We start from the raw sequence: 24,910 nt of genomic DNA, 5'->3' as shown, positions 1-24,910 counted from the left end.
GTAAATACCTGACTCTTTTTCCATTATACTCCTTTTGAATCGGAAGATAAACACCCCTTCCTCTAGGTTACAATAAAAAATATATTTTCTGTATGTTCATCACTCCATTTATATCTGTTATGGTGCGAATGGATGGTATTTTTGATGCATGTAGCCTGTGTTTTTCATGGAAAAAAGGACTTGGAATTAATTTGGGAAAAGTGATAAACTAGCTATATCAGTGTGTAGAGATATTGGTCTTTCTTTTTGGGGGGCCAAAAATATATGTCTCATGATACGTCTGCCATCTGAAATATTTTTTTATATGGGAGATGGATCGATATGCACGGGGAAACAAGATTACCAAGAGGCGGAAAAGAATTTATATTGTTTTTAGTCATCATTTCCATTCTTTCTGTCAACATTATCGCACCACTTATTATGGCATTTAAATTTGGATTCACGAAGGACGTGTATGTTGATACGTTAAAAGTGATTCCGTTTGTTTGGGTTTGTGTCATTATATTGGTACCATTTGTGGTAAATCCACTTGTTACTAAGCTTGTACAAAAGTTTGCTGGACCGACGGACGGCTTTAATGCACGGGTGCTGTTCACGATATTATTTAGCGTGACCATCTTGTCCGTTTTACTGACAGTTATCGGATCTTGGATTGGCATGGGGGAAATTAGCTGGAAGCCGATTTATACGTTCTTTTATGACTGGCCACGTAACTTCTTTATCGCATTCTGGGTTGAAACGTTGATCGCTCAACCAGTAGCCAGGTTTGCCATGAAGAAATTGCATGAAAGTCAAGCACGTAAAGCCGTAAATGCTTAAATCCCATACAGTACCACTCATATAAGCCGATTGATTTTATTTTAAAATCAGTCGGCTTTTTTGATGGGGTCTTTAGAAAAGGTATGGAGAACCCGTCCATCGAGCGTATAATAATAGAAGGTATTGTGTAGAGTACAAGCTATCCATACAGGGATTGCAAGAGTGATTGGGGGAGGCAGATCATCATGGAATTGTTGATTACCATGACGGAACGGCTCGGGATCATCGTGACGATTGCCTTTATCGTGACCCGTTTTCGTTTCTTTCGACAAATGTTGAATGAGGATCATTTTAACCGGAAGCAACAGGTCAAAGCCATTTTGTTCTTTGGGGTGTTCGGCATCATTGGCACCTATACCGGACTGACATTGAGTCCCGAATCACTTGAGTTCAACCGATGGGTCGGGTCTGTCGGGGAAGATGAGGCCATTGCCAACTCCCGCGTGATCGGCGTTGTACTTGCCGGTTTATTCGGGGGATGGCGCATCGGACTTGGTGCTGGGATCGTCGCGGGGATTCATCGTTTTGCATTGGGAGGATTCACGGCGCTTTCCTGTGGGGTCGCCACGATTCTTGCCGGGCTGCTTGCGGGTCTTTTTTATAAGAAAAACAAACATGTTAAACTTTCCAAGGCTTTAATGATCGGGGCCCTCGCCGAAGCGATGCAGATGTTCATCATTCTTCTTCTGTCGAAACCGACCGAACAGGCCTTTTCCCTTGTCGGGCATATTGGTATTCCGATGATTATCGCCAATGGCCTAGGCAGCGCCTTGTTTCTATTAATCATTCGAAGCGTTCTGAATGAAGAGGAGAAGGCTGCTGCTTTGCAGGCACAGAAGTCATTGAGGATTGCAAGGCAAACCCTCGGGTACATGCGCCAAGGTATGAACGAAAAGTCGGCTGCTGCGGTATGCCGGATTTTGTTTGATGAAGTGAAGGCAAGTGCCATCGCGATAACCAATGAAACGAAGATCCTCGCCCATATCGGTTTGGGGGATGACCATCACTCGCCGGGACGGCCGCTCCAGACAGAAATCACGCGCCAGGTGATCGAAGGTGGGGAACTGATCGTAGTGGGAAAACGGGATATTCATTGCCAGGTTTCCGATTGTCCGCTAGGGGCGGTCATCATTGGTCCTTTAAAGAAAGGGAATCAGACAGTCGGGACGTTAAAGTTATATTTTCGCCATGAAAAGGAAATCAACAATGTGGATGTCGAGTTGATGTCAGGGTTGAGTATGCTCCTTAGTTATCAACTGGAAGTGTCACAGCTCGATGATGCACAGAAATTGGCACAAGAAGCTGAGATTAGAGCCCTTCAGGCCCAAATCAATCCGCACTTCCTATTCAATGCTTTAAATACGATCAACTCGTTAATAAGGATTGATCCAAACAAGGCAAGGAAAATGCTGCTTCATTTATCCCAGTATTTCAGAAAGAACCTAGCCAGTACGACGGTGGAGTGGACGACCTTATCGGAGGAACTTTCACATCTTCAAGCGTATGCGAATATCGAAAAAATGCGGTTTGTCGATAAGCTGCACATTCATTATGAAGTGGGTGAAGATGTTCTCCATGCGAAGATCCCGCCGCTCATCCTCCAGCCATTAATCGAGAACAGCATCCATCATGGGTTTAAAAACAAAACGGAAAACTGTTCGATACATATTCTTCTTGAAAAAGAAATGGAAGCCTCGATTAGAATCGTCATAAGGGATAATGGGGCTGGTATCGAGCCAGGTCAGTTACAAAAGCTTGGCCAAGAAATCGTTGAATCCAAAAGCGGGACAGGCCTTGCCCTTTATAATGTGAACAAACGGCTTACGATGATGATGGGGCAGCAATCGGCCTTGAAGATTCGGAGTGAACCAGGAAAAGGCACGGAAATATCCTTTCGCATTCCAAAGTAAATGAAGAAAGTGGGGAAGAACATGAAATCGGTCATTCGGACACTTGTCATAGATGATGAACGTTATAGCCGCGAGGAATTGATTCATCTGTTGAAGCAGCATCCCTCCATCGATATAATCGGCGAGGGTGAATCTGGGGAACAGGCCATCGTCTTGGCGATGCAGCTGCAGCCTGATGTGATTTTCCTCGATGTGGAGATGCCGCTCATGAATGGGATGGAGGCAGCGAAGGCCCTCCAGGAATTGAAGAACGTCCCGAGAATCGTCTTTGCGACTGCCTATCCTCAGTTCGGTGTGGAAGCCTTTCGTGTGGATGCGGTGGATTATCTATTGAAACCGTATGATGAAGAACAATTGGCAGAGACGGTCAGCCGCCTTGAAAAACTATTCTTAAAGAAAGAGGAGAATAGGCCGGTCAAAAGCGCCGGAAGACTGGCTGTCGAAGTGGAGGGGGAAATCCTCTATGTTCATCCTCATGACATCATGTACATTTCACGGGAAGAAAAGGTATCGAAGATCGTCACGGTCGACCATGAATATGAAGTGAAAACGACGATGAAGGAATTAGAAGAACGGTTACATGAATTCCCGTTTTTCAGAATTCATAAAAGTTATCTGGTGCATTTGAATTATGTATTGCGTCTTACCCCCTGGTTCAATGGGGCGTACCAGCTTGAATTGAAAGGACGGGATGAAATGCTGTCCGTCAGCCGGACGTATGCCAAAGCTTTTCGAGCGGCCTTGGAGTTATGATAGGGTAGGAAGAATCTGATATGAATCCAAGCGAGACTCTCAGATTCTTTCTCGTATACATGTGACAAAATTTTGAACATTTTACACGTTAATTCGACATATGAACCTCTTACCCTCCGAAATCGACATGATAATAAGAATTCAATCTTTTCTGTCAATTCATCGTTTATACTATATGTAAGCGATTCCAAGGAGGGCATAGACAGATGTATACATTTTTAGGTGGAGTCATTCTATTACTAATCGGATATTTTACATATGGTAAATTCATAGAGAGAATGTTTGGTGTCAAAGCGGACCGACCGACACCGGCATATGCGAATCAGGACAGCGTCGATTACTTGCCGATGAGCACGAGTAAGAATTCTTTGATCCAATTATTGAACATCGCAGGGGTCGGACCCATTTTCGGTCCAATCATGGGAGCTTTATATGGACCTGTTGCGTTTATCTGGATCGTGCTTGGTTGTATCTTTGCAGGGGCGGTTCATGATTACCTAACTGGCATGATTTCAATCCGGAACCGTGGAGCGCATTTACCGGAACTTGCGGGTAAATTCCTCGGCAGAGTGATGAAGCATGTTGTCAATGCATTCGCCATCCTGTTATTAATTTTGGTGGGCACGGTGTTTGTCACGTCCCCAGCATCCTTGCTTCATAACTTGATGAATGGCACGGTGAGCCTGACGCTCATCACGGTAGCCATTTTCCTATATTATATTCTGGCGACACTTCTGCCCATCGATAAAATCATCGGACGCTTTTATCCGATATTCGGGGCTTTATTATTAATCAGTTCCGTCGGAGTGGGTGGAGCCTTGATCATCCAACAAGCGCCGATACCGGAACTAACGTTATCCAATCTGCATCCTGATAACCTGCCGATTTTCCCGTTATTGTTCCTAACGATTTCATGTGGGGCACTATCAGGCTTCCATGCAACACAATCACCGATCATTTCACGTACGACTCAAAATGAAAAACAAGGCCGGAAAATCTTCTATGGAATGATGATTGCAGAAGGAATCATCGCCATGATCTGGGCCGCTGCTGCCATGAGCTTGTTTGATGGACCAGTCGGCTTAAACGAACTTCTTGCAACAGGTGGAACAGGATTGATCGTAAGTGAAGCGGCAAAAGTAACGCTTGGAGCGTTATTCGGCACCATCGCCGTACTGGGTGTCATCGTCTTGCCGATCACGTCCGGAGATACGGCTTTCCGAAGTGCACGGATGATCATTGCCGATTATGTGAAATTCCCGCAACTGAAAATGAGCAGCCGCTTAGTCATCGCGGTTCCGCTGTTCGTCATTTCCATTGCTTTGACGCAAATCGACTTCAACATCCTATGGCGCTACTTCTCATGGGCCAACCAAGCAACAGCCGTCATCGCCCTATTCGTAGGAGCCATGTACCTGTACATCGCGAAGAAGAATTACTGGGTGTCCTTACTGCCAGGAACCTTCATGCTATATACGGTGTTGGTCTATATCCTAAACGCCCAAATCGGTTTCCGATTATCGATGGATACCTCCTACATCATCGGAGCCATCGTCAGCGTCATTTTGGTCATCACCTTCTTCGTCGCAGCGAAAAAACAACGAGCAGCCAACATCCCGCTCGAAGAAGACCTTTCGTATTATAAGAAAACTGCTTAAAGAAAAAACGCCATTTCGGCGTTTTTTTATATATTCAGGAAGGATTTTCGAGATAGAATAGATTGACAAAAATATTTATTTATGCTATAATTTACAGTTAAAATTTTTGTGTGTATAATGAGATTCTCCTGGCCAGGGGAATCTTATTTTTGTTATACGGGGGATGAATGTATGAAGAAGAACGAATCAAGTATGACTTCCTTAATATCAGCCTTTGGTCGGGCTTACCATAGTCAATACGACACACCCAAAATTTTTGATGATTTTATTGTAAAAGATTTAATTAGCCAAAAAGAATTTGCGGATATTCAAGAGAACATGATTAAAGGCATTCCATTCTTTAATGATAGCATAGCAAAGAAATTTCGAGATGACCCAGATGAAATTTTAAAATGGATTACACAAGTTCAACTTTCTCCAACTCCTTTAGCACGTGCTGCCTATTGCGAAAATGTATTACGCCATGAAATCGTGCTGGGCGTTCAACAGTATGTCATCTTAGGAGCGGGATTAGATACCTTTTGTTTCCGACACCCGGAATTAAACGAAAGCATCGATATATTTGAAGTGGATTATCCAGCTACACAAGACTTTAAAAAGATCAGGCTAGAAAATGCAAATTATCAAATCCCGGATACCCTTCATTTTGTTCCAATGGATTTCACCCGACCATTTGCCATTCAAGATCTTATTGGAAAAGGTTTCATGCCTAACAAAAAAACCTTTCTTAGTCTTTTAGGTGTTTCATATTATTTAACAAAAGAAGAACATGCCAATTTGATTAATGAATGGTTTGCCAATCTACCTTCAGGGAGTTCGATCGTGTTTGATTATGCAGATGACAACCTTTTTGAAGAAAAAGGGCTGTCCAATCGAGTGCAAAATATGGTTCAAATGGCATCAGCTAGTGGTGAGCCCATGAAATCATGTTTTACTTATGAAGAAATGGAGAAAATGTTAGAAAACTCAGGTTTACTCATTTATGAACATTTATCACCTGTTGCCATTCAAAATAAATTCTTTGGTGGTCGAACAGATTATTTGTCTGCATTCGAAACCATTCATTACATCCATGCTGTGAAAAAATAGTATGTCGCAAGAACTAGAACCTCCCAATCTCTCTATGATGGGGAGGTTCTTAGCATTTATATCTGATATTCCTTTGACATTCTTTTTTTGAATATCATAACCTTCTGCGGTTCCTGCCGGTATTTACTTTTACCCAAGGAAGTTTTGTATTTGATGGATGGTCAAAATCGTGGTAAACAAGCACCCGAAGGAAGTTAAGATTATAATTTTTCTATTGTTTTGCTTTTCTTCAGGTTTAATGAATTCATGAATTTGTACAATCCATAACGCCATAGTGACAAGGGCAAGAATTCCAATGGACAAAACACTCACCTCCTAAAGACTGTTCATACGTATGTTTATCTTTAGTCTAAAATTCATTTCACCGTGTGACCCAACTATTTGGTGACTAAAATTCCAATTAACGTGTATGTCTTTCCTTGTCATTAATTTAACATAAATATCCATTTGTTGCTAAGTCTATTTAAATCAATCTTTTCCTTGAACCTAGCCTTAAAAATCGTTTAGCGAATTAAAAACTATTCTCTTTCATTTGGATAAAGTTTACAATCGTTATAACCGTTAATGGCAAGTGAATGGGGATGGGGGAATGATGATGAAACAAGTTTTATACATAGGGGCAATACTAGGAACGGTCCTTCTAACGGGATGTAGTGCAAATGAGGAAGCGAATCAGACAAAGAGTGAAGAGGCGTCTAAAGTGTTAGCGGGTGAACAGACTATAGAAGGTACACCTTTATCCAATCCTCCAATTGATGTTGTGGAAACAAGGGGTCCCCTGCAATTGACGAAGGAACAAAAGGAAGACTACCACAAGCAGTATGAGGAAATTGTCCATCAGGCGAATGAGACCAAAATAGGGATTAATCTGGGCGTACCTTCGATTGAGGAGTTTGAACCCCAAGATTGGGCTGAGCCAGAAGACTATAAGCAGAGGATCCAAGAACATATGGATTTCTTCTTGGCAAGTGAACGTGAAGCATTAAGTAATCTACCTTCACAAACTAGTGAAGTCGTTATGGGTTCGAATGGAGAAAGGAAAAAAACGGCCCATCTTTATGTTAGCGATAAGGTTTTTTCAGTAGAGGTTTCAGGTATGTTTGAAACACAATATAATGAAAATCGGAAGGGCCAAGTGTTTTCAAATGTAGATGAGATTACATCACATATAGCCAGTTCTTCGAATGGAGAATGGAAGCAAACCTTCTCGGAGGCCAAACTTGTGGATAATGGCCGTACCTATAGCCTTTTGATTGAAGGGGTGTATACTTTACATCGGATAGCCACAATGAAAGCCTTCACGATCGAATTCAGTTGCAATGAATTTGGTGCTATTCTTTGACTCAAGCATTTTCTTACACGACACCAAGCTTATAAAAGAAGGGATCAACACTCATGAGTATCGTACAATTTTCGAAATTCGAGCAATACAAGGATCTGCTGTATAGCTTGCCGGCCTCGTATACAGTGGACATGATCCGAAACGAGCAATTTCTGCTTGATCGGGATGAGAAGAAAAACCTCGAAATCTATTATGCTCCTTTTGAATATGTGAATGAACGTGCCAAGGTCGTGATCGCCGGAATCACACCAGGATTGCATCAGATGAAGAAATCCTTTTCAACCGTCAATGAAGTCAAGGATCACATAGAAAGTGAGGAAGAAATTCTTCACGAAGTAAAGAAACAATCCAGCTTTGAAGGACCGATGCGAAAGAACCTCGTCAAGATGCTGGATGAGCTGGGTTTACATGAATACTTGGGGCTGTCTTCCACGATCGAGCTTTTCGCCGAGGCCAATTCCTTGGTCCATACAGGATCCGTCCTGAACTATCCGGTGTTTTATAAGGGAAAAAACTACAGCGGGACGACGCCGGACATCTTAAAGACGGAGCTCCTAAGGAAGCATATCATGGAAGGGTTTGCGACCGAAATCAGCAACATGGACCAGCCCCTCATCATTCCGCTAGGCATCAACGTCTCAAAGGTCCTCACCTACTTGGCGGAACAGAATCACCTCGATGCTAGCAATCTGCTACTAGGATTCCCGCATCCTTCCGGTGGCAATGGACATAGGCACAGGCAATTCGCGGAGAATAAAGAACAGATGCAAGAGATGATCCGGGATTACTTCTCGAATCATCCAATCCAGTGAAGCTGTAAGTTTGTGATTGTTCCGTGATCAATGGAATGAGAAATTCAAGGGCAGCCAGAGAATTTGTAGAATCATGATAAAAGCCACCTGAGGAGGGAGTCCCTTCAAACAGGCGGCTTTTATTGGTTTGCATTTTACACAGATATATTAAAAATGTGAGGAGTTCGATGTCGCGATGGCCCTACTAATTTTGGCTGCCGTGTCTAATAGCAATGGAAGAAATTCTTCTTGGAGAACTTCTTCACTGATTCTTCCAGCATGTGCGGAACAATTGATGGCGGCAATGACTTGTCCTTCAGAATTTTTTATGGGTACAGCGATGGATCGGAGTCCTTCTTCGAATTGCTGATCAACCCCTCCCCAGCCCATTTCACGGACCTGATCCAAGGTGCTCAGTAATTGCTGCTTGTCCGCAATCGTTTTTTCTGTAAACGACTGAAGCGTAATTTGATCCAACCGTTTCTCTAGTTCATCTTTCTGAAGATTAGCTAGAAGCACGTGTCCCATGGACGTCGCATAAGCAGGGAGGCGGGATCCGACATCCAGATTAATCGACATGATTCTTTTCGTAGGAACACGGGCAACATAGATGATTTCCGTGCCGTCCAAGACAGAAATGGAACTGGACTCACCTATTTGGGCAACAAATTCCCGCATGATGGGATAGGCCATATTCCAAATGTTCTTCGAAGAAATATAGGCATAGCCTAATGTCAGGGTTCGGGCTGTTAAGGAAAAGGATCCATTTATCGACTCTGCAAACCCTAGGTGAACCAAAGTAAGTAAGATCCTGCGTACAGTCGGTCTGCTTAAACCGGTTATTTTCGCCGCTTCACTTATGGTCAGTGTCGGAGTTTCCTGTGAAAATGCCTGAATAACAAGCAGCCCACGTTCTAGGGATTGGATATAGTCGCCACTTTTTATATTTTCTGAATATTCAGTTGACACGAATGATACCCCCTGTGTAAAATAAAGTTGTACGAATAGAAAATTTATGTACGGTTATCGTACAATTTGTTCATTCATTTTGCAAGTCCTCCAAGAAAAGATTACCTATACGATTCACTTGCAAATGTATGCGGTTACAAAGTGTAAATATAGTTGGCCATTTAAAATCTGAGGGGGAAACAATGATGTCAGAAACAATTGTACAAAATAAGCGTGTATTAGAAGCGTATGAAAGCTTTGCTAAGCATCTGAAGAATTTTTTAGATGAACAACAATTTAATCATGAAGAGTATACGAATTTCGTGAATTGGGCAGATCGTCTGGGTAAAAGTGGAGAAATCCCGCTGTTTTTGGATGTCTTCATCGAGACCTATGTATTGGAAGCTAAATATAAAGGGTTGCCTGGTACAGAGCCTTCCCTTCTTGGACCTTACTTTGTGGAAGGTTCGCCGTTACTAGAAAAGCAACCGTTCATTATACCGGAAAGACCGGATGAAGCAGGAGATAAGTTGGTGTTTTATGGAAATGCAAGTTCTGTTAACGGACAACCATTGGCCAATACAAAAGTGGAATGGTGGCAGGATGACAGCGACGGCCTATACTCGAACTTTGATTCAAAAGCACCTGACTTTAACCTAAGAGGTCATTTCTATACGGACGAGAACGGAGACTTCGAGGTGCATGCGAGAGTTCCTATTCCTTACCAAATCCCTACGAGTGGTCCAACAGGTGAATTTGTAAGAGCGGCTGGGTACCATGCATACCGTCCTGCCCACATCCATATGAAACTCGAGCATGAAGGTCATGAAACACTGATCACTCAAGTCTTTTTTGAAGGGGATGAGTGGTTAGAAACGGATGTAGCCAAAGGCGTTCGAACTTCCTTGTTAACGAAACTTGAACAAGTGGGGGACCATAAAGAGGCATCCTTGAATTTTGTATTGAGAACCCTCTAATACTTGATGAATCGAATTCCTAGGCTGTCGAGAGCATTTCGGCAGCCTTTATTTCATAACACTAAAGATTCCTTCCATACGTATAACGGATAAAGGTGAGGTGCCAATACATGAACTCTTATAAAAAAATGATCAACGGGAACGAAATCCAAGTGGTGGATTACCCGGGGGAAAAAGGTCCGATTATCGCAATTCATGGACTAACAGGTACACATAAAAACATGCACCATTACGCGGATGCCTATAAAGGGGAATACAGATTCATTTCGGTCGACCTGCGGGGACGGGGAAATAGTGCGGATACAGATCCCGAGCCTTCCATCTTTCGTCATGCCGAAGATATCCTGGCATTAATAGAAGAAATGAATATCGAAAACCCTATCCTCTTGGGTCACTCCATGGGAGCTTTTATATCGGCCATTGTGGCCAGTAAATTAAATACAGTAAAAGCCGTCATTTTGCTGGATGGTGCTGCTACAATGTCCGAACACCAAAAAAGGATTGTTCAGCCTTCGTTGGGACGATTGAGTAAAGAATACGAATCTCAAGAACATTATGTCGAAGAAATCAAAAGGATTTACGGAAACCTAGGAATCACGTGGACAGAAACACTGGAGGATGCCGTCGAGTATGAAGTGGCTCCAGTAGCTGACCATTGGGAGAATAAATCAACCGAATCAAGAATCCTCGCTGACTTTGAAAGCTTTTATACCTTTAGTCCAAAAGAGATTTGTTCACAGATCCAATGCCCCGTATTGCTTGTGTATGCTGAGGGCGACATCGGGTCCATGCCTCCGTTATTCCTTCTGTCCGACTATGAGGAAACGCAGAAGTATACGGAACGAATCGAAACGGTCGTTTCGGACTGCAATCACTACACCATGGTTTTTGAAAAGCGTGATGACATCAATCGGGATATTAAATCCTTTTTGAAGAGGGTCGAACAAACACCTTTTACGTTTTTGAAGCAGTAAAGAAGTGAGGAGACCTACCTGATGCGAGTGGGGGATAACCATCAAACTATAAAAATGGCAATCTACATAAGAAGGGAGAACGATGAATGAGTAAAGGGTTGGATTATTTTAAGGAAGTTTATGATGAAGTACCGGGCTGGGTGCAAAAAATGCATGATTACAGTCCGGTTGTCTTAGACCACTATACGGGGTTGCGCGGTGAAATTATGCAGGATGGCGCGTTATCACGTAAAGAGAAGGATGTACTCGTGGCCAGCATGAACGCAGCAAGACTATATCCACGTAGCATGGTGTATCACACCAAGGGCGCCATGGATTATGGTTCAACGATTCCGGAACTAGTCGAATACCTACTAGTTTCCTATTTATATAAGGGGCTTCCGTCACTTAAAGTGTCGCTTGAGTCTTTGGCATATGCCCTGGAATTATCGGGTACACCAGTTGAACAGCCAGCAAATGATCCTGAAACGATTGAAGACGTGATTTCTACGATGATTGCCTGGATGGGAGAGCTGGATACACGTTTTTTAGTAGATACATGGAACGTCATTCAAACGAATGAAGCCGAGAGGATCGAGGAGAAAATCCTTAGTGAGGGAACCGTGTCTTCTAGATTGAAATACCTGAACATGGTGGGCAATTACATTACCGAATTGAGGGGTGAGGAGGCCATTGCCTGGATAGAAAGAGCGAGACAGGCCGGAGCTTCAGAGGCGGATCTAGCTGATGTGGGATACATATGCATTCTGACGGCCGGCATTCCAGCCTGGTTTGAAATCAGCGATTCCCTGAAACGGGCAAGGGAGGGACAGGCATGACGAAAGTGACACAAGATCTGCAAGAAGCCTTATCATACGTCAAAAGCGGTCAAACGATTTTGGTGGGGGGCTTTGGATTAGTGGGTGCACCACTTACGCTAATTGAAGGATTGACTAAAAAAGACGTGAAGGATTTGACGATTGTCAGTAATAATCTCGGGGAAGCAGGAAAGGGTTTGGGAATCCTGCTCAACCAAAACAAAATCAAAAAGGGGATTGGCTCTTATTTTACAAGCAACCGTGATGTGGGTGCCAAATATCAAAGAGGGGAAATTGAACTGGAAATTCTGCCACAAGGGACATTGGCAGAATCCTTGCGTGCGGGTGGGGCGGGCCTCGGCGGGTATTACACCACCACAGGCGTCGGCACCGAGCTGGCAATCGGAAAAGAAGAGCGCAATATTGATGGCGTGAATTATATTCTGGAAAAAGCGATTCGCGCGGATGTTGCCATTATCCGGGCGCATAAAGCTGATACCCTAGGGAATCTCGTTTACTACAAAACGGCTCGTAATTTCAACCCATTGATGGCAACCGCTGCGAAAAGAGTCATCGTAGAAGTGGATGAGATCGTCGAGTCTGGTGAATTGGATCCAGAGGAAATCGTAACACCCCATCTTTATATCGATACCATTATCCAAGCACAGCAAATCTTGACAAAGGTAGGGGTAGTGAGCAAATGAATAAACAAATGAGCAAACATGAGGTGCAGCATCTGATTGCGAAGCGTGTGGCCAAAGAATTGCACGGTCCTTGTACCGTCAATTTAGGAATCGGCATCCCCACACTAGTAGCCGAATATCTCGAGGATGAGAACGTGTTCCTGCACACCGAGAATGGCATGTTGGGTGTAACGGATGTTGAAGAGGAAGATATCGACCCTAACCTTGTCAATGCAGGCAAACTACCAGTCGGTGAAGCGGTGGGGACCTCCTTCTTCGATAGTTCCGATTCATTCGCGATGATCCGCGGCGGTCATGTCGATGTGGCGATACTTGGTGCCTTACAGGTTGCACAATCAGGAATCATTGCGAATTGGGCAGTTCCAGGTAAGAATATCTTGGGGGTAGGCGGTGCCATGGATCTATTGGTAGGTGCGAAAAAAGTCATTATAACGATGAGCCATACTTCGAAAGACGGCCAAAGCAAAATTCTGAAAGCATGCACCTACCCGATTACATCGACCAGAAGCGTGGATATGATCGTGACAGAGTTGGCGGTATTCGAAGTGGTCGATAAACAATTGAAGCTGGTTGAACTAATGCCAGGTGTAACGCTTGCAGAAGTGAAGGAAAAAACAGAAGCCGATTTTATAGTGTGAAAAGGTGAGAGTGAGGTAACTATGAAAATACGTTCAGTAGATATATATATACTAGATTTACCGACAATCCGTCCGCATCAATTGGCGATGCATACCATTGTTGAGCAGACGCTTGTTGTGGCCTGCCTAACGGATGAAGCGGGAAATGAAGGATGGTCGGAAGTCGCGACGATAGGCGGCGCTTCATACGGGGAATCCACGCCGGAAGCGATTAAGGTCAATATTGACCGTTATATATCCCCTTTGATTATCGGTAAGGAACCCGTACACTTTGACAAAATCATGTATGACATCTCGAAACACGTAAGGGGCAACTACTTCGCCAAATCCTTGATAGAGACGGCGATGGTCGATTTAACGGCTAGAAGTAAAGAGGTGCCTGCCTTTGAGTTATTTGGCGGCCAGATTCATAAATCGCTTCCAGTCGCCTGGACTTTGGCGAGCGGTGATACGGATAGAGATATTGAAGAAGCGAAGGAACTCTTACACCAGAAACGTCATAATATCTTCAAATTGAAAATCGGTAAAGGCGATCCGATTAAAAACGTTGAACATGTATTGGAAATTAAAAAAGCCGTTGGGGACGAAGCGCGCCTTACTGTAGATGTGAATCAGGCGTGGGATGAAGATACGGCGAATGCCTGCATTGCACGCTTAGAAGACGGTGGCATCTCTATGATTGAACAGCCACTCCCAACATGGAACAACGAAGGAATGGCACGCCTAACGAGCCGATTCAAGGTGCCGATCATGGCGGATGAATCGGCGAACTCCATACAAGATTGCTTCCAAATCGCCAAACATAGAGCAGGCAATTCAATCGCCCTAAAAGTGTGCAAAGCGGGTGGAATGACTCAAACGAAAAAAGTCGCAGCCATTGCCGAAGCGGCTGGAATCGGCTTATACGGGGGGACGATGATCGAATCCAGCTTAGGGACGGCCATCTGTGCACAATTATATTCAACGATACCGGAAATGAAATTCGGTACGGAATTATTTGGCCCATTATTGTTCAAAGATACGATCACGGTGAATGACATCCAATATGAAAACTTTGAAATCATCATTCCAGATGGAGTTGGATTCGGGGTGGAAATCGATAAAGAGAAAGTACAGCACTATTCGAGAGAAATTTGATAGATAATGTGACTTTGACTGAGGCCCACCTTGATGAAGGGGGGCCTTAGTTTTGACTAAACGATTCATAGTTGTAGGAAAATGTCGATTGTATAGATGGATGGTCATATTTTTAGAGGGGCTATTGCTTTTGAATAAAGGGAAAACTGGCAACCATGGAGAAAGTAAAACAGGACGTATCGATGTCGACGCGTTAAGGTAAACGAAAACTCGCAGAGAAAGGGATCCTTCCTATGAAGAAACTTTGGTATGGCGGCACAATTTACACAATGGAGAAAGAACATGAAACGGTTGAAGCCGTCCTTGTCGAGGGTGACAACATACTCGCTACGGGATCATTCGATGAACTGAGCGTCGAGGCAGATGAGCGAATGGATTTGAAAGGGGCCACCATGTATCCGGGGTTCGTTGACAGCCATCTTCATATGCTCTTCCAAGGCGAAAAGTTAATTCGTCTTGATTTAACAAAAGCCCGTTCGGCAACCGAGATGCTGGAGATGGTGAGCGAGTCAGCGAAGACAGCCCCAATTGATAGCTGGTTGTATGGGGAAGGCTGGAACGAAAATAACTTCGCCGACCAGCGCATTCCGACAATCGAGGAACTTGATGCGATTCGGAAAGAACCGATCCTGTTGACCCGAGTGTGCCATCATGTCGTGTTGGGCAACTCAGCGGCCCTAGCAGCAGGTGGCATCACATCAGACAGCCAACCTCCAGCAGGCGGGGAAATCGGGAGAGATGCGGATGGCAGGTTGAATGGCCTGTTGTTCGACCAAGCGATGAACCCTGTTACAGAAGCTGTGCCAAAAGAAGGGGAAGCGTACATAGAATCATTGACGAACACACTGAAGCTTGCTGTGGATAACATGCTTTCTTATGGCCTGACGGGTGGGCACACAGAGGAAATGAATTATTTCGGAGACTTTCGGAATCCACTCACGGCGTTTCATCGCGTCGTCGGCAAGAAGAAGCATTTCCGCGTGAATATATTGCGACATAACGCCGTATTTGAAAAAATGATCGAAGCCAACGCAGAGTTTGACGAGCCCTATGTAGAACCGGGAGCGATGAAGATCTTTGCCGACGGGGCCCTTGGGGGATCGACGGCGGCTCTATCCCAGCCATATGCCGATCAACCGAATAACAAAGGACTCTTCATCCAAACCGATGAAGAGTTGGAGACGTTGGTGAAATTGGCACGCAAGCATAACGAAGTCGTGGCCGTCCATATGATTGGGGACGCGGCGACAGAACAAGTCCTTCGGGTCATTGAAAAATACCCGGCACCAAGCGGCAAGCGGGACCGCTTCATCCACTGTTGCATATTGCGAGAGGACCTAGTCGAAAGAATGGCCAAACTACCGCTTGTCGTGGATATCCAACCGGCATTCGTCCCATCCGACTTCCCGTGGGTCATCGACCGCCTCGGGGAAGAGCGTCTTTCCTTAGCTTATCCATGGAAAACGTTGCTGGACCGGGGCATCATGTGTGCAGCGGGAACGGATGCACCAGTAGAGGACATCGATCCACTCGTAACCATCTATGCAGCAGTCGAACGAAAAAAACCAGGCGCCGAGCATGATGGCTACATACCTGAACAAAAGCTATCCCGTTTCGAAGCCATCCAACTGTACACGATCGGCAGTAGCCAGGCAATCAACAAAGAGCATGAGCGTGGCTACATCAAACCAGGCTACGTCGCAGACTTCACGATATTCGACCGGGACCTATTCGATGGCACGACAGAGGAGATGCTGACAGCCAAAGCCGTAAAAACGGTCGTGGCGGGAAGGGTCGTATTCGAAAGGGAAAAATGAGACAAGAGGGAGATGCTTCGGTTATGGAGCATCTCCTTTTTACAAGATTGCGAGAAATTTTCAATACTCATAATTATTGTTTTACAATAATCCTTTATTGTTTTATAATAAAAAGGAAATAAATGTAAAGTGATAAAGGAGGGCTATATCTAATGAGTCTTTTTACCAAGTCTGTTTTGAAATTCTTATCAATTATGTCTCTGATTGCTCAATTTTTATGTGCGTTTGCCGGATTAATGCTACTATTTGGGACTGGAGCTGTATTGTTAGTTCCGAATGGAGTTAAAAAACAATTACTACAGTATGTAGATGTTAACTCAAACTTAAACACAAACCCATCAGTATGGTTTTTAGTACTTTCTTGCTTAGTGGCGCTAGCAATCATTGCTTGTTTGTTTATCATTATGTATGCGCTTCGTAAAATGATCGGTAATATTTATATACAAGACTTCTTTGTTTACCAAAATCTTACGTGCCTCAAACAAATCCTAATCGCAATCACAAGCTTCACCATTTTGCAGTTCATCAGTCAGGTGTTCTTTGCAAAACTACACGCTTACAATGTCAGTAATGTTTTTTCAAATTCCAGTCCAGGTTTACTAGGAAACATTCTTCTATTAGCTATCGTATATACGCTTTATGTGGTTTTTAAATACGGAATATCCTTGCAAGACGATTCTAACAACGTGATTTAAGTGGGAGATCCTCATGATAAAAATTAATCTAGATCGAGTCATGCTAGAAAGAAAAATCTCTTCAAAAGTGTTAGCGGAAAAAGTTGGAATTACCCAAGCTAACTTATCCATACTAAAAACAGGTAAAGCGCGTGGTATTCGCTTTGACACATTAGAGAAAATCTGCCAGACATTACATTGTCAGCCTGGTGACATACTCGAATATGAAGAAAAAACTGGCATATAACAATGGTTATATGCCAGTTTACAACTATTCATTAATATGGACTGAGAGTTAACTACGCCACACGTCTCTAAAATATTCGGATAGGACACCTTCTCCTTGAAATCTATCTTCAAGAACCGCTTTCACTTGATCTTTCACCTGATGAAATTTCCCTTTAAGTTTTTGATCAGTATTGGGGAAAGATGCTAAGTATGAATATGTATATATGGGGTCATCAGGGCATCGTTCATAGGCACTTTTGTTCATCGAAATACCTTTCTCCTCCCAATATTCATAGTCACCGAAATAATAGGGAAACAGCGAAATCATATAACCAAAACACCAAAGAAAATCCTCATTAGTAATAAAATTAGCCATTCCACAATGCGTAACTTCCTTTAACACAGCTTCTAATTCATTAAAATCTACATCTTTAATCCCTAAAGGTCCCTCTTGGACTAAGACATACCAGCAAAAGAAACCAAGTCGAATAGCCACTTTCAAGTCTTGGGGATTCTGCCGCCAACTCTTTATCAGGAGCGATTTTGCTTCATTCCATTTTTCTTGCCTTTCTAATGTATCAACTTCAACCCATTGCCAATCAATCACAATGGTTCACCACCTAACTTGGATATGTACGAACTTCAGTGGAACAAGACTCAGGCATTGAATATGGACGACGACTGTATGACTGATTCCGCTAAAGCCCCCGTTACTTGAATAACTTATACCAGTATAAAGTGGTTTCAATATCAGGATTATAGGACTGCTTGAGTGTGTCCACTCCGCCTAGCATGAATCCTTGTTTCACATAAAATCTGCAGGCACCTAGATTATCATCTTGGGTTTCCAAGGACATGCCTATCAGGTTTCTTTGTATTGCCCAATCTTCTGCTTGATGTAAGAGCAACGTTCCGACGCCACTGCCTCTATACTCTTTCTTAGTCGCAATGTTTTCAATATAACAGAAGCGATTCCAATCCTGAATGATTCTAATTTGCCCTATGCACGTATCATTCAGATAAGCTAAAAACAACGCTTTATCCTCTTGGTTTATATAGTGACTCCAATCAAGTTCGTCATCTGGAAAACGTGTTTCTCTAGCTTTATCAAAAAGAACTTCTTCATAAGACCACTTTCCTGCTTGTAAACGGGGGACAACTCTACCAAATAACGTAAAATAATCATTTGTCAGATTGATGTCCTCTATTAAGTCTTTATTTAATGGAGAAATAATGAATTTATCTTCACTACCCAATCTTAAACACTTCCTTTTATGATGTATTGAAAATATTTTAGGATCATTAAACCACTGCACGTTAGCTGAATAAGCCTCTCTTTATATACTACCAAAAAAAGTAAATTGGATTATGTGAATTTATGCTAAAGTGGTAATACGTAAAAGTATTTTTGCAAGGTAATGGGGGATGAAGCATGAATATTGAACAAAGACTGTATCAAGCAGCAATCGAATTGATCACAAATAGATACCCTTCTGGATGGGGTGGTGCTGCAGCGATGTATACGGAAGATGGTAAGGTCTTGACAAGCGTTGCGCCGGAGGTCATAAATGCATCGACAGAATTGTGTATGGAAACGGGGGCAATCCTTGAAGCACATAAGCTGAACACAAAGATTACACATTCCGTTTGCGTTGTAAGAGATGACGAAAAGGCTGAATTTAAAGTCTTAACTCCTTGTGGGGTATGTCAAGAAAGACTTTGGTATTGGGGTCCTCATGTAAAAGCCGCTATTACTAACCCAGATCAAAGACTTGTATATAAAACACTGGAGGAAATCCAACCATTTCATTGGTCTAAAGCCTATGATAATCAAGATCCTTCTTGAACCAACGGGGTCTTTGAAAAAAAATGAACAGTAAGCACATTAAAGTTGGTGAATACATGTGGAATATCCAGACAAAACAGATTATGCAGGTTTTGACATCATTGAGTATTTCGGTTCTTGAATCATTTTTACATATAGCTTAAGTTTTGGGAGTCCAAACATTAGTAACATGAATATTGAACAAGAAAAGGATAAAAATCCTATACAAGCAATAATCAACCATGTATCATGTGTCATGAAAGAAAATATGAACGTATAGGAAGTGGAAGCAATGGGGAAAAGCATCTGGTTAGAAGATGTAGAAATAGAGAAGTTAGCACCATTAACAGATGAAATGGTCAAACATGCAGAAAAACACTTTAAAGTAACATTACCGCAAGCATATCTGACGCTCCTGAAAGAACAGAACGGCGGCTATATCGAATGCAACGCCTATCCGACTGACGTTCCGACATCATGGGCGGATGACCATGTGAACGTGGACTATATCAACGGAATTGCCGAAGAAGATGGCATCCTGGATAGCGAATATTTAATCAAAGAATGGGACTTGCCGAAAAACCTTGTCCTTATCTCCGGCGATGGACATACATGGACGGCCCTCGATTACAGAAAGACGAAAGAAAACCCGCCTGTTATATTCGTTGATGTGGAAGATGAGAAGATCATTAAATTAGCTCCCGACTTCGAAACGTTCTTAAGCGGATTAACCGTGTGGGAAGACGAAGAAGATGAAGATGAGTGACAGCCACCAGCTGAACTGCAAAAAAAGCCTCATTACATGCGACATGTAGTGAGGCTTTTACGTTTATAGTTATTAACATCATCCTCATACCTATTAAATCTTAATGGCCACCCTTTTAGTAAATTGCCGAATGATCCAAAGGATCATTCCTACTATCACTAGCACCACGAAGACGGATGCATACAAAGGCATCGTGAAGGTATAGTTATACATCCCAATTCCGAGTCCGGCATGAATGAGAACGTCTTCCATATAAAGAACTAAGCCCCCCAATGCAATACTGCCAAGGCCGGCAATGGTTCCAAACCGGTAGAAGGCAGCCCCGATGAGCCATCCTACAATATAATAGGTGAGGATATTTAATGAGAAGATCAATAGGGCTAATAGCGGGTCACTGTGAAGTTCTACAATCGGTGTCAAAATAATGGATTGGATCATATCACTAATGAGGTTTCCGCCATCATCTATATGCTCCGACTTATACCCTTGAAAAACGATCGGTAAATCAGCAAGCTTGATGATAAACGAAATCACCTGAGTAATGATTGCTGACATTAAGGGAATGATGATCGACAAGGTGACGGAAGCGATAGTGGCACCATAAAAGAAATCTTTCCTGGTGATTCCATGGCCTACATAGTGTTTGATGAAACTAGATGAAGAGATAATCCCGATGACAAGCATAAATATATTGGAAGTAATGGAAGACGAGGCGAAAAATGTACTTACTTCATCCTCGCTAAACTGAGAAGTGGTTATTTTAATTACATGGATAAGCAACATGACGCCAAAGAAGCTGAGTGTCCAAACAAACTGCATCCAAAACATATCCCTCGTTACTTGTAAGTAAGGCTTTTGATTCATTTCAGACATCCTCTCCAGTCAAGTGAATGAATAAATCTTGAAGCGAAACGGGTCCCACTTCGAGTCCCCGTTGCTGCGCCTCTTTTCGTTTGGCTTCACTAAGTTCCCCGAAAACCATTACAGACTTGGTGCCGCCCAATTGCTGTACACTTAACTGCTTCAATTCAAGGCCACGCACAAAATCATCTACCTCATCAGTTTCTCCGGTGATCGAAGCGCCCTTCGTGATGAACGATTCATACTCTTCTTGAAGTAACAGCTTTCCTTCATGCAGAATCAATACTTCATCAAACAAATAGTCCATTTCCGAAACTAAATGAGTGGAAAGGATGATAATCCTCGGATGGTGAGCTTGATCCTCTAACACTTCCCGGTAAAATATTTCACGTGTCGGCGCATCCATCCCTTGATAGGCTTCATCGAATATGGTAATCGGTGCCCTACTAGCCAAGCCGGCAACCACATCAAAGGCAGATTGCATCCCTTTTGAGAATTTCTTCAAAGGTTTATTGACCGGTAAATTGAACTTCTTGAGGAGGGTGTCTGCATAGTCACGATCAAAATTCGCTCGATACCTTTCGACATCCCGGAGAAGGTTTTTAGCGTTTTCGGATTCTTCCTTATAATCCTTACTGTAAATGAAATTAACCAATGACATGACCTTTGCATTCTCAAAAGGTTCTTCACCATTGATTGTAAGCATACCCTCCGTTTGAGAGCGGAATGAGGAGAGAATGGACAATAAGGAGGTTTTTCCTGCCCCATTTCTGCCGAGAAGACCGTAAATTTTCGGTCCAGACAGCTTGAAATCAATATGCTGCAGGGCATGGTGCTCCCCGTAGCGTAAACCAAGATTATTCACAATAACCTCTACTGTCAATTCAATCCACGTCCTTTCACCATTTTAATGAACTCCATTATTTCAAGTTCACTGATGCCTAGATTATCTGCTTCCTGGACCAATCCGATGACATACTGATCGACGAACGCCTCTTTCCGTTTTTGAACAAGCTTGCTTTTAGCACCTTCCGCTACAAACATGCCAATCCCCCTTTTTTTAAAAAGAATCCCTTCCTCCACCAACTGATTAACTCCTTTGGACACCGTAGCATGATTGATCTTATAAAAGCTGACGAGTTGGTTCGTGGAAGGAGCCTGGTCGCCTTCTTTTAACTGATCATTCACAATCTGATCCTCGATTTTCTCGCGTATCTGTAAATAAATCGGTTTATCCTGATGGAACGGTTTCATTTCCCTCACCACTTTTCAGAATCACCATAATAAAACTTATATGGTTATATACTTATGTGTATAACTATAAAAGGTTAACCAATATTTGTCAATAACTAATTGGTGGGAGCTCCATGTCTGTAAATTTCATGAAATTGTCATTTTCAAAGAAGCCGGACCTAAAAGTTCTATTAAACTTCACAAAATGACAAGAAAATCAGTAAAAATGAATGAATCTTCATTAAGAAAATGAAAAATTAGGCCTTTTTGGGTCTGTTTTTTAAAGAGTAAGTTCATTTAACTGGAATATGAATCAAAAAGAACAAGTTTTTATAGGTCTAAATAATTAGGTTGATTTTACAAAAAATACATAAAATAGGATAATGGTCTCGGTGGTGTTGGGCAAAATACATACTAGATAGTCAACAAGATTGGACACTGAACCGGATTCAGGGGTTAGTCACTATAGAGCATATAGGGTGATGGAAGAAGAGTAAAAATCTACTTTAGAAAGCGTAGGGAATCATTACATAATGGCATCTAGCAGGAATACACCTGATCCTATGTCCAGTAAATCTTGTTATAGAAAAAATTATTAGATGGGGGCAGATGAAGTGGTTATACGAAAAAGGTACCTAATAAACCAGAAAACAGAAGCAATGGTAGGGGAATACCACGTAAACGGAGAAGAAATGACTAGAGTAATAGAAGGAAAAGAGATGTTTCTGGTGAAAGAAAGTCCTCTGAACATCTTAAATAATACATTCATCTATTTAGGCTATAATCTGGAGGGCGCCCTTAAAGGGGCCAAGTCTGTCCTTGGAGAAAAATACCGGCTACCAGTCTGTATTAACGCCGAACTTGGGATGGTCTGGTTCTCATCCAACTCTTTCAGGAAAACCGGAGGCATCTGGTTTTCCTATATACACATACGTGACTTAATACCAATTAGTAAAAAAGAGACCATGGTCCTTACAAATTATGGGCACCGTATATCCGTACCAATGAGTCTCAATCAAATCGATTTCAAGAAAAATCAATCTGCCTTCCTGCATACAACCTTAGCTGCACGCACGCAAAGAATAAAGACCTTTTTATTTGAACCGGAAAGTGGCTTTACCTTATGTAAGGATTCTGGTGATATTAATTACAGAGTGAAGGAAAAGGAGGAGAAATAAGATGGAGAGCAGCTGACCTTGGGTTGGCTGTTTTTTGGTATGAATTGTATGATATCATATAAAATTTGACTAGCTCCTGACCTTAAAATTTTTAATCAATTAAATATTTAGAGATCACAAATTAGAATATCCATAGCCTCTTAAGTGATAACTTACTTGATTATTCTTTTACTACCTTCAAAAGCTTCATCAATAAATAAAATTTTCAAGTTGATACGAACTGTTATTACCAATTCTCGACATGGGGATTTCAGCAGGTGTCGTTTATTTTCTATTTATTGATAAGTACTCCTTTTATGAATTAAGTCAAGTGAAAATATGATAAAATTGAGTAAGATTAGATTTTTTTACAAAATATAGATTTACACTAAAATAGAGTGAATTATTTAGAATCTGGAGGCAGGATTATGGAACAAAATAAATTTTTTCCTAAGATTCCAAATGATATCCAAGTGAGAGAATATCAACAAGAAGCAATCCGAAGTTGGTTTAAGAATAAATGCCAAGGTTTACTAGAAATGGCTACTGGAACTGGGAAGACAATAACCGCCTTAACGGCAGCTACAAAACTCGCAGAGGTAACTAATCGATTAGGGATTATAATTGTATGTCCCTATACACATTTAGTTGATCAATGGGTAGAAGATATTAAACGGTTTAATATCTCACCTATTGTTGCATATCACTCTAGAAAAATATGGGAAGAAGATTTATTTAGAGAGGTTAATGGCTTTCAGTTAGGTTTTATAAATCATTTTTGTGTTATTACGACGGTTACTACATTTACCTCAGAGGCAATGCAAGATATATTTAGTACCTTAAATTCAGAGGTTCTATTTATTGCGGATGAGGCTCACCATTTAGGTGCAACAAACAATCGAGAATTTTTACTTCCTTCATTTCCTTATCGCTTAGCATTATCTGCAACTCCTAATAGATGGCACGACGAAGATGGGACAGATCAACTTATTGCATATTTTGGAAATTCTATCGTTTATCAATATGGGTTAGATAAAGCTATAGGAACATTTCTAACAGAATATTATTATTACCCCCATATTGTGTATTTAGATCAGGATGAAAGTGAATATTATTATGAGATTACAAAGAAAATTTCAAAAATGGCTCATCAGACAGAGGATTCAAAGAAAAAGGAAACATTACATTCACTTCTCATTGAGCGCTCTAGAATTTTAAGTAGAGCTCGCAATAAATTAGTATTGCTTAAAGAACTAATGGAAGGTCGGAAAGATACAAAATTTAATATTTTCTATTGTGGTGATAGTACGTTAGATGGAGAAAAACAAATTGATTCTGTGGTAAAGCTCCTGGGGAATGATTTAGATATGAAAGTGCATACTTTTACATCTAGGGAGGATAAAGAACAAAGAAAACAACTTCTTAATATGTTCGAAAAAGGAGATCTTCAAGGGTTAGTTGCTATCAGATGTCTAGATGAAGGGGTAGATGTACCGGCTACCCAGACTGCCTATATTTTATCGAGTAGTACGAATCCTAGAGAATTTATACAAAGAAGGGGTAGGGTATTAAGGAAGCATAAATCAAAAAAATATTCACACATACATGACTTTATTGTGGTACCAAGAAAATTAGATGATATAGATAAAGTCGGGCCATCAGTATTTAATATAGAAAGAAATCTGATTAAAAGGGAACTTCTTAGATTTTCAGAGTTTGCCAATTTAGCAATTAATGGACCCATAGCACATGAGGAATTAAATAAACTTAAGCAAGATTATAATTTATTAAATATATAAAGGAGTGAATTTT

28 protein-coding genes are annotated in these 24,910 nt (G+C 41.9%); 21 read left to right on the top strand and 7 right to left on the bottom strand.

Annotation, left to right across the window (positions count from 1 at the left end; genetic code table 11):
- Positions 1-321 precede the first annotated feature (321 nt).
- The 5 genes from ACQKIC_RS01620 to ACQKIC_RS01600 all read left to right on the top strand — a co-directional run bounded on the left by ACQKIC_RS01620 (position 322) and on the right by ACQKIC_RS01600 (position 6,229).
- On the top strand, positions 322-819 hold the full coding sequence (locus ACQKIC_RS01620) for a hypothetical protein (protein ID WP_403080206.1): 498 nt from the start codon (positions 322-324) through the stop codon (positions 817-819).
- A gap of 182 nt (positions 820-1,001) precedes the next feature.
- On the top strand, positions 1,002-2,729 hold the full coding sequence (locus ACQKIC_RS01615; RefSeq protein ID WP_427590986.1) for a LytS/YhcK type 5TM receptor domain-containing protein: 1,728 nt from the start codon (positions 1,002-1,004) through the stop codon (positions 2,727-2,729).
- A 21-nt stretch (positions 2,730-2,750) separates the two neighbouring features.
- Positions 2,751-3,482, top strand: a complete 732-nt coding sequence (locus ACQKIC_RS01610; protein WP_402987052.1) for a LytR/AlgR family response regulator transcription factor — start codon at positions 2,751-2,753, stop codon at positions 3,480-3,482.
- 206 nt (positions 3,483-3,688) lie between these two features.
- Complete coding sequence (locus tag ACQKIC_RS01605; protein WP_427590835.1) at positions 3,689-5,140, top strand: carbon starvation CstA family protein; 1,452 nt, start codon at positions 3,689-3,691, stop codon at positions 5,138-5,140.
- Positions 5,141-5,311: 171 nt separating this feature from the next.
- Complete coding sequence (locus ACQKIC_RS01600; RefSeq protein ID WP_427590834.1) at positions 5,312-6,229, top strand: class I SAM-dependent methyltransferase; 918 nt, start codon at positions 5,312-5,314, stop codon at positions 6,227-6,229.
- Between the two features lie 129 nt (positions 6,230-6,358).
- On the opposite strand, the gene ACQKIC_RS01595 is transcribed toward ACQKIC_RS01600, so the two are convergent.
- A complete protein-coding gene (locus tag ACQKIC_RS01595) occupies positions 6,359-6,532 on the bottom strand; it encodes a hypothetical protein (RefSeq protein ID WP_403080210.1) in 174 nt (57 codons plus the stop codon).
- 292 nt (positions 6,533-6,824) lie between these two features.
- Between ACQKIC_RS01595 and ACQKIC_RS01590 the strand changes: the two genes are divergently transcribed.
- Positions 6,825-7,571: a hypothetical protein gene (locus ACQKIC_RS01590; protein WP_427668502.1), complete on the top strand. Its 747-nt coding sequence runs from the start codon at positions 6,825-6,827 to the stop codon at positions 7,569-7,571.
- Between the two features lie 53 nt (positions 7,572-7,624).
- Positions 7,625-8,383, top strand: a complete 759-nt coding sequence (locus ACQKIC_RS01585) for a hypothetical protein (protein ID WP_427590832.1) — start codon at positions 7,625-7,627, stop codon at positions 8,381-8,383.
- Between the two features lie 147 nt (positions 8,384-8,530).
- Here the strand turns inward: ACQKIC_RS01585 and ACQKIC_RS01580 are convergent, their stop codons facing one another.
- A complete protein-coding gene (locus ACQKIC_RS01580; RefSeq protein ID WP_402873301.1) occupies positions 8,531-9,331 on the bottom strand; it encodes an IclR family transcriptional regulator domain-containing protein in 801 nt (266 codons plus the stop codon).
- A 185-nt stretch (positions 9,332-9,516) separates the two neighbouring features.
- Here ACQKIC_RS01580 and ACQKIC_RS01575 point away from each other — a divergent pair, with 185 nt between their 5' ends.
- The 10 genes from ACQKIC_RS01575 (at position 9,517) to ACQKIC_RS01530 (ending at position 17,275) form a co-directional block, all read left to right on the top strand.
- On the top strand, positions 9,517-10,287 hold the full coding sequence (locus tag ACQKIC_RS01575; protein WP_402873304.1) for a dioxygenase: 771 nt from the start codon (positions 9,517-9,519) through the stop codon (positions 10,285-10,287).
- Between the two features lie 110 nt (positions 10,288-10,397).
- On the top strand, positions 10,398-11,261 hold the full coding sequence (locus tag ACQKIC_RS01570) for an alpha/beta fold hydrolase (RefSeq protein ID WP_403080211.1): 864 nt from the start codon (positions 10,398-10,400) through the stop codon (positions 11,259-11,261).
- Positions 11,262-11,347: 86 nt separating this feature from the next.
- Positions 11,348-12,079 (top strand): carboxymuconolactone decarboxylase family protein, encoded by a 732-nt coding sequence (locus tag ACQKIC_RS01565; RefSeq protein WP_402873309.1) that lies wholly within the window; start codon positions 11,348-11,350, stop codon positions 12,077-12,079.
- On the top strand, positions 12,076-12,762 hold the full coding sequence (locus tag ACQKIC_RS01560) for a CoA transferase subunit A (protein ID WP_403080212.1): 687 nt from the start codon (positions 12,076-12,078) through the stop codon (positions 12,760-12,762). The genes ACQKIC_RS01565 and ACQKIC_RS01560 overlap by 4 nt, the downstream gene beginning before the upstream one ends.
- Positions 12,759-13,400 (top strand): 3-oxoacid CoA-transferase subunit B, encoded by a 642-nt coding sequence (locus ACQKIC_RS01555; RefSeq protein WP_427590831.1) that lies wholly within the window; start codon positions 12,759-12,761, stop codon positions 13,398-13,400. Before ACQKIC_RS01560 ends, ACQKIC_RS01555 begins: the two co-directional genes overlap by 4 nt.
- 21 nt (positions 13,401-13,421) lie before the next feature.
- On the top strand, positions 13,422-14,537 hold the full coding sequence (locus ACQKIC_RS01550) for a muconate cycloisomerase family protein (RefSeq protein WP_427590830.1): 1,116 nt from the start codon (positions 13,422-13,424) through the stop codon (positions 14,535-14,537).
- Between the two features lie 52 nt (positions 14,538-14,589).
- Positions 14,590-14,739, top strand: a complete 150-nt coding sequence (locus tag ACQKIC_RS01545) for a hypothetical protein (protein WP_402987033.1) — start codon at positions 14,590-14,592, stop codon at positions 14,737-14,739.
- Between the two features lie 31 nt (positions 14,740-14,770).
- Complete coding sequence (locus ACQKIC_RS01540; protein ID WP_402987031.1) at positions 14,771-16,354, top strand: amidohydrolase; 1,584 nt, start codon at positions 14,771-14,773, stop codon at positions 16,352-16,354.
- Between the two features lie 152 nt (positions 16,355-16,506).
- Entirely contained in the window at positions 16,507-17,049 is a 543-nt protein-coding gene (locus ACQKIC_RS01535; protein ID WP_427590829.1) for a DUF2975 domain-containing protein, read from the top strand.
- Between the two features lie 13 nt (positions 17,050-17,062).
- Positions 17,063-17,275 (top strand): helix-turn-helix domain-containing protein, encoded by a 213-nt coding sequence (locus ACQKIC_RS01530; RefSeq protein WP_402873324.1) that lies wholly within the window; start codon positions 17,063-17,065, stop codon positions 17,273-17,275.
- 48 nt (positions 17,276-17,323) lie between these two features.
- Here ACQKIC_RS01530 and ACQKIC_RS01525 read toward each other — a convergent pair whose 3' ends face one another.
- The gene (locus ACQKIC_RS01525) at positions 17,324-17,863 is read right to left on the bottom strand and encodes a hypothetical protein (RefSeq protein WP_427590828.1); all 540 of its coding nucleotides are present in this window, start codon (positions 17,861-17,863) and stop codon (positions 17,324-17,326) included.
- Positions 17,864-17,966: 103 nt separating this feature from the next.
- Positions 17,967-18,512, bottom strand: coding sequence for a GNAT family N-acetyltransferase (locus ACQKIC_RS01520; protein WP_427590827.1), 546 nt, complete (start codon positions 18,510-18,512; stop codon positions 17,967-17,969).
- A 176-nt stretch (positions 18,513-18,688) separates the two neighbouring features.
- Between ACQKIC_RS01520 and ACQKIC_RS01515 the strand changes: the two genes are divergently transcribed.
- Entirely contained in the window at positions 18,689-19,102 is a 414-nt protein-coding gene (locus tag ACQKIC_RS01515) for a cytidine deaminase (protein WP_427590826.1), read from the top strand.
- A 271-nt stretch (positions 19,103-19,373) separates the two neighbouring features.
- Positions 19,374-19,847, top strand: coding sequence for an SMI1/KNR4 family protein (locus tag ACQKIC_RS01510; protein WP_427590825.1), 474 nt, complete (start codon positions 19,374-19,376; stop codon positions 19,845-19,847).
- A gap of 93 nt (positions 19,848-19,940) precedes the next feature.
- Here the strand turns inward: ACQKIC_RS01510 and ACQKIC_RS01505 are convergent, their stop codons facing one another.
- Genes ACQKIC_RS01505 through ACQKIC_RS01495 form a run of 3 tightly spaced genes read right to left on the bottom strand, consistent with a single transcriptional unit; the run spans position 19,941 to position 21,962 of the window.
- A complete protein-coding gene (locus ACQKIC_RS01505; RefSeq protein WP_427590824.1) occupies positions 19,941-20,711 on the bottom strand; it encodes a hypothetical protein in 771 nt (256 codons plus the stop codon).
- A 1-nt stretch (position 20,712) separates the two neighbouring features.
- A complete protein-coding gene (locus ACQKIC_RS01500) occupies positions 20,713-21,591 on the bottom strand; it encodes an ATP-binding cassette domain-containing protein (protein WP_427590823.1) in 879 nt (292 codons plus the stop codon).
- Positions 21,588-21,962 carry a GntR family transcriptional regulator gene (locus ACQKIC_RS01495; RefSeq protein ID WP_427590822.1) on the bottom strand — a complete coding sequence of 125 codons (375 nt, stop codon included), beginning with the start codon at positions 21,960-21,962 and terminating at the stop codon, positions 21,588-21,590. Before ACQKIC_RS01495 ends, ACQKIC_RS01500 begins: the two co-directional genes overlap by 4 nt.
- A 593-nt stretch (positions 21,963-22,555) precedes the next feature.
- Here ACQKIC_RS01495 and ACQKIC_RS01490 point away from each other — a divergent pair.
- Both ACQKIC_RS01490 and ACQKIC_RS01485 read left to right on the top strand, forming a co-directional pair.
- Positions 22,556-23,119, top strand: coding sequence for a competence protein ComK (locus ACQKIC_RS01490; protein ID WP_427590820.1), 564 nt, complete (start codon positions 22,556-22,558; stop codon positions 23,117-23,119).
- Positions 23,120-23,526: 407 nt separating this feature from the next.
- A complete protein-coding gene (locus ACQKIC_RS01485; protein ID WP_427590819.1) occupies positions 23,527-24,897 on the top strand; it encodes a DEAD/DEAH box helicase family protein in 1,371 nt (456 codons plus the stop codon).
- Positions 24,898-24,910 lie beyond the last annotated feature (13 nt).

This window comes from Peribacillus sp. NPDC046944, assembly GCF_050272735.1.
Lineage (GTDB): Bacteria > Bacillota > Bacilli > Bacillales > DSM-1321 > Peribacillus.
The sequence above is the reverse complement of the archived record's forward strand: the minus strand, read 5'-3'. Positions and strand labels throughout refer to the sequence as shown.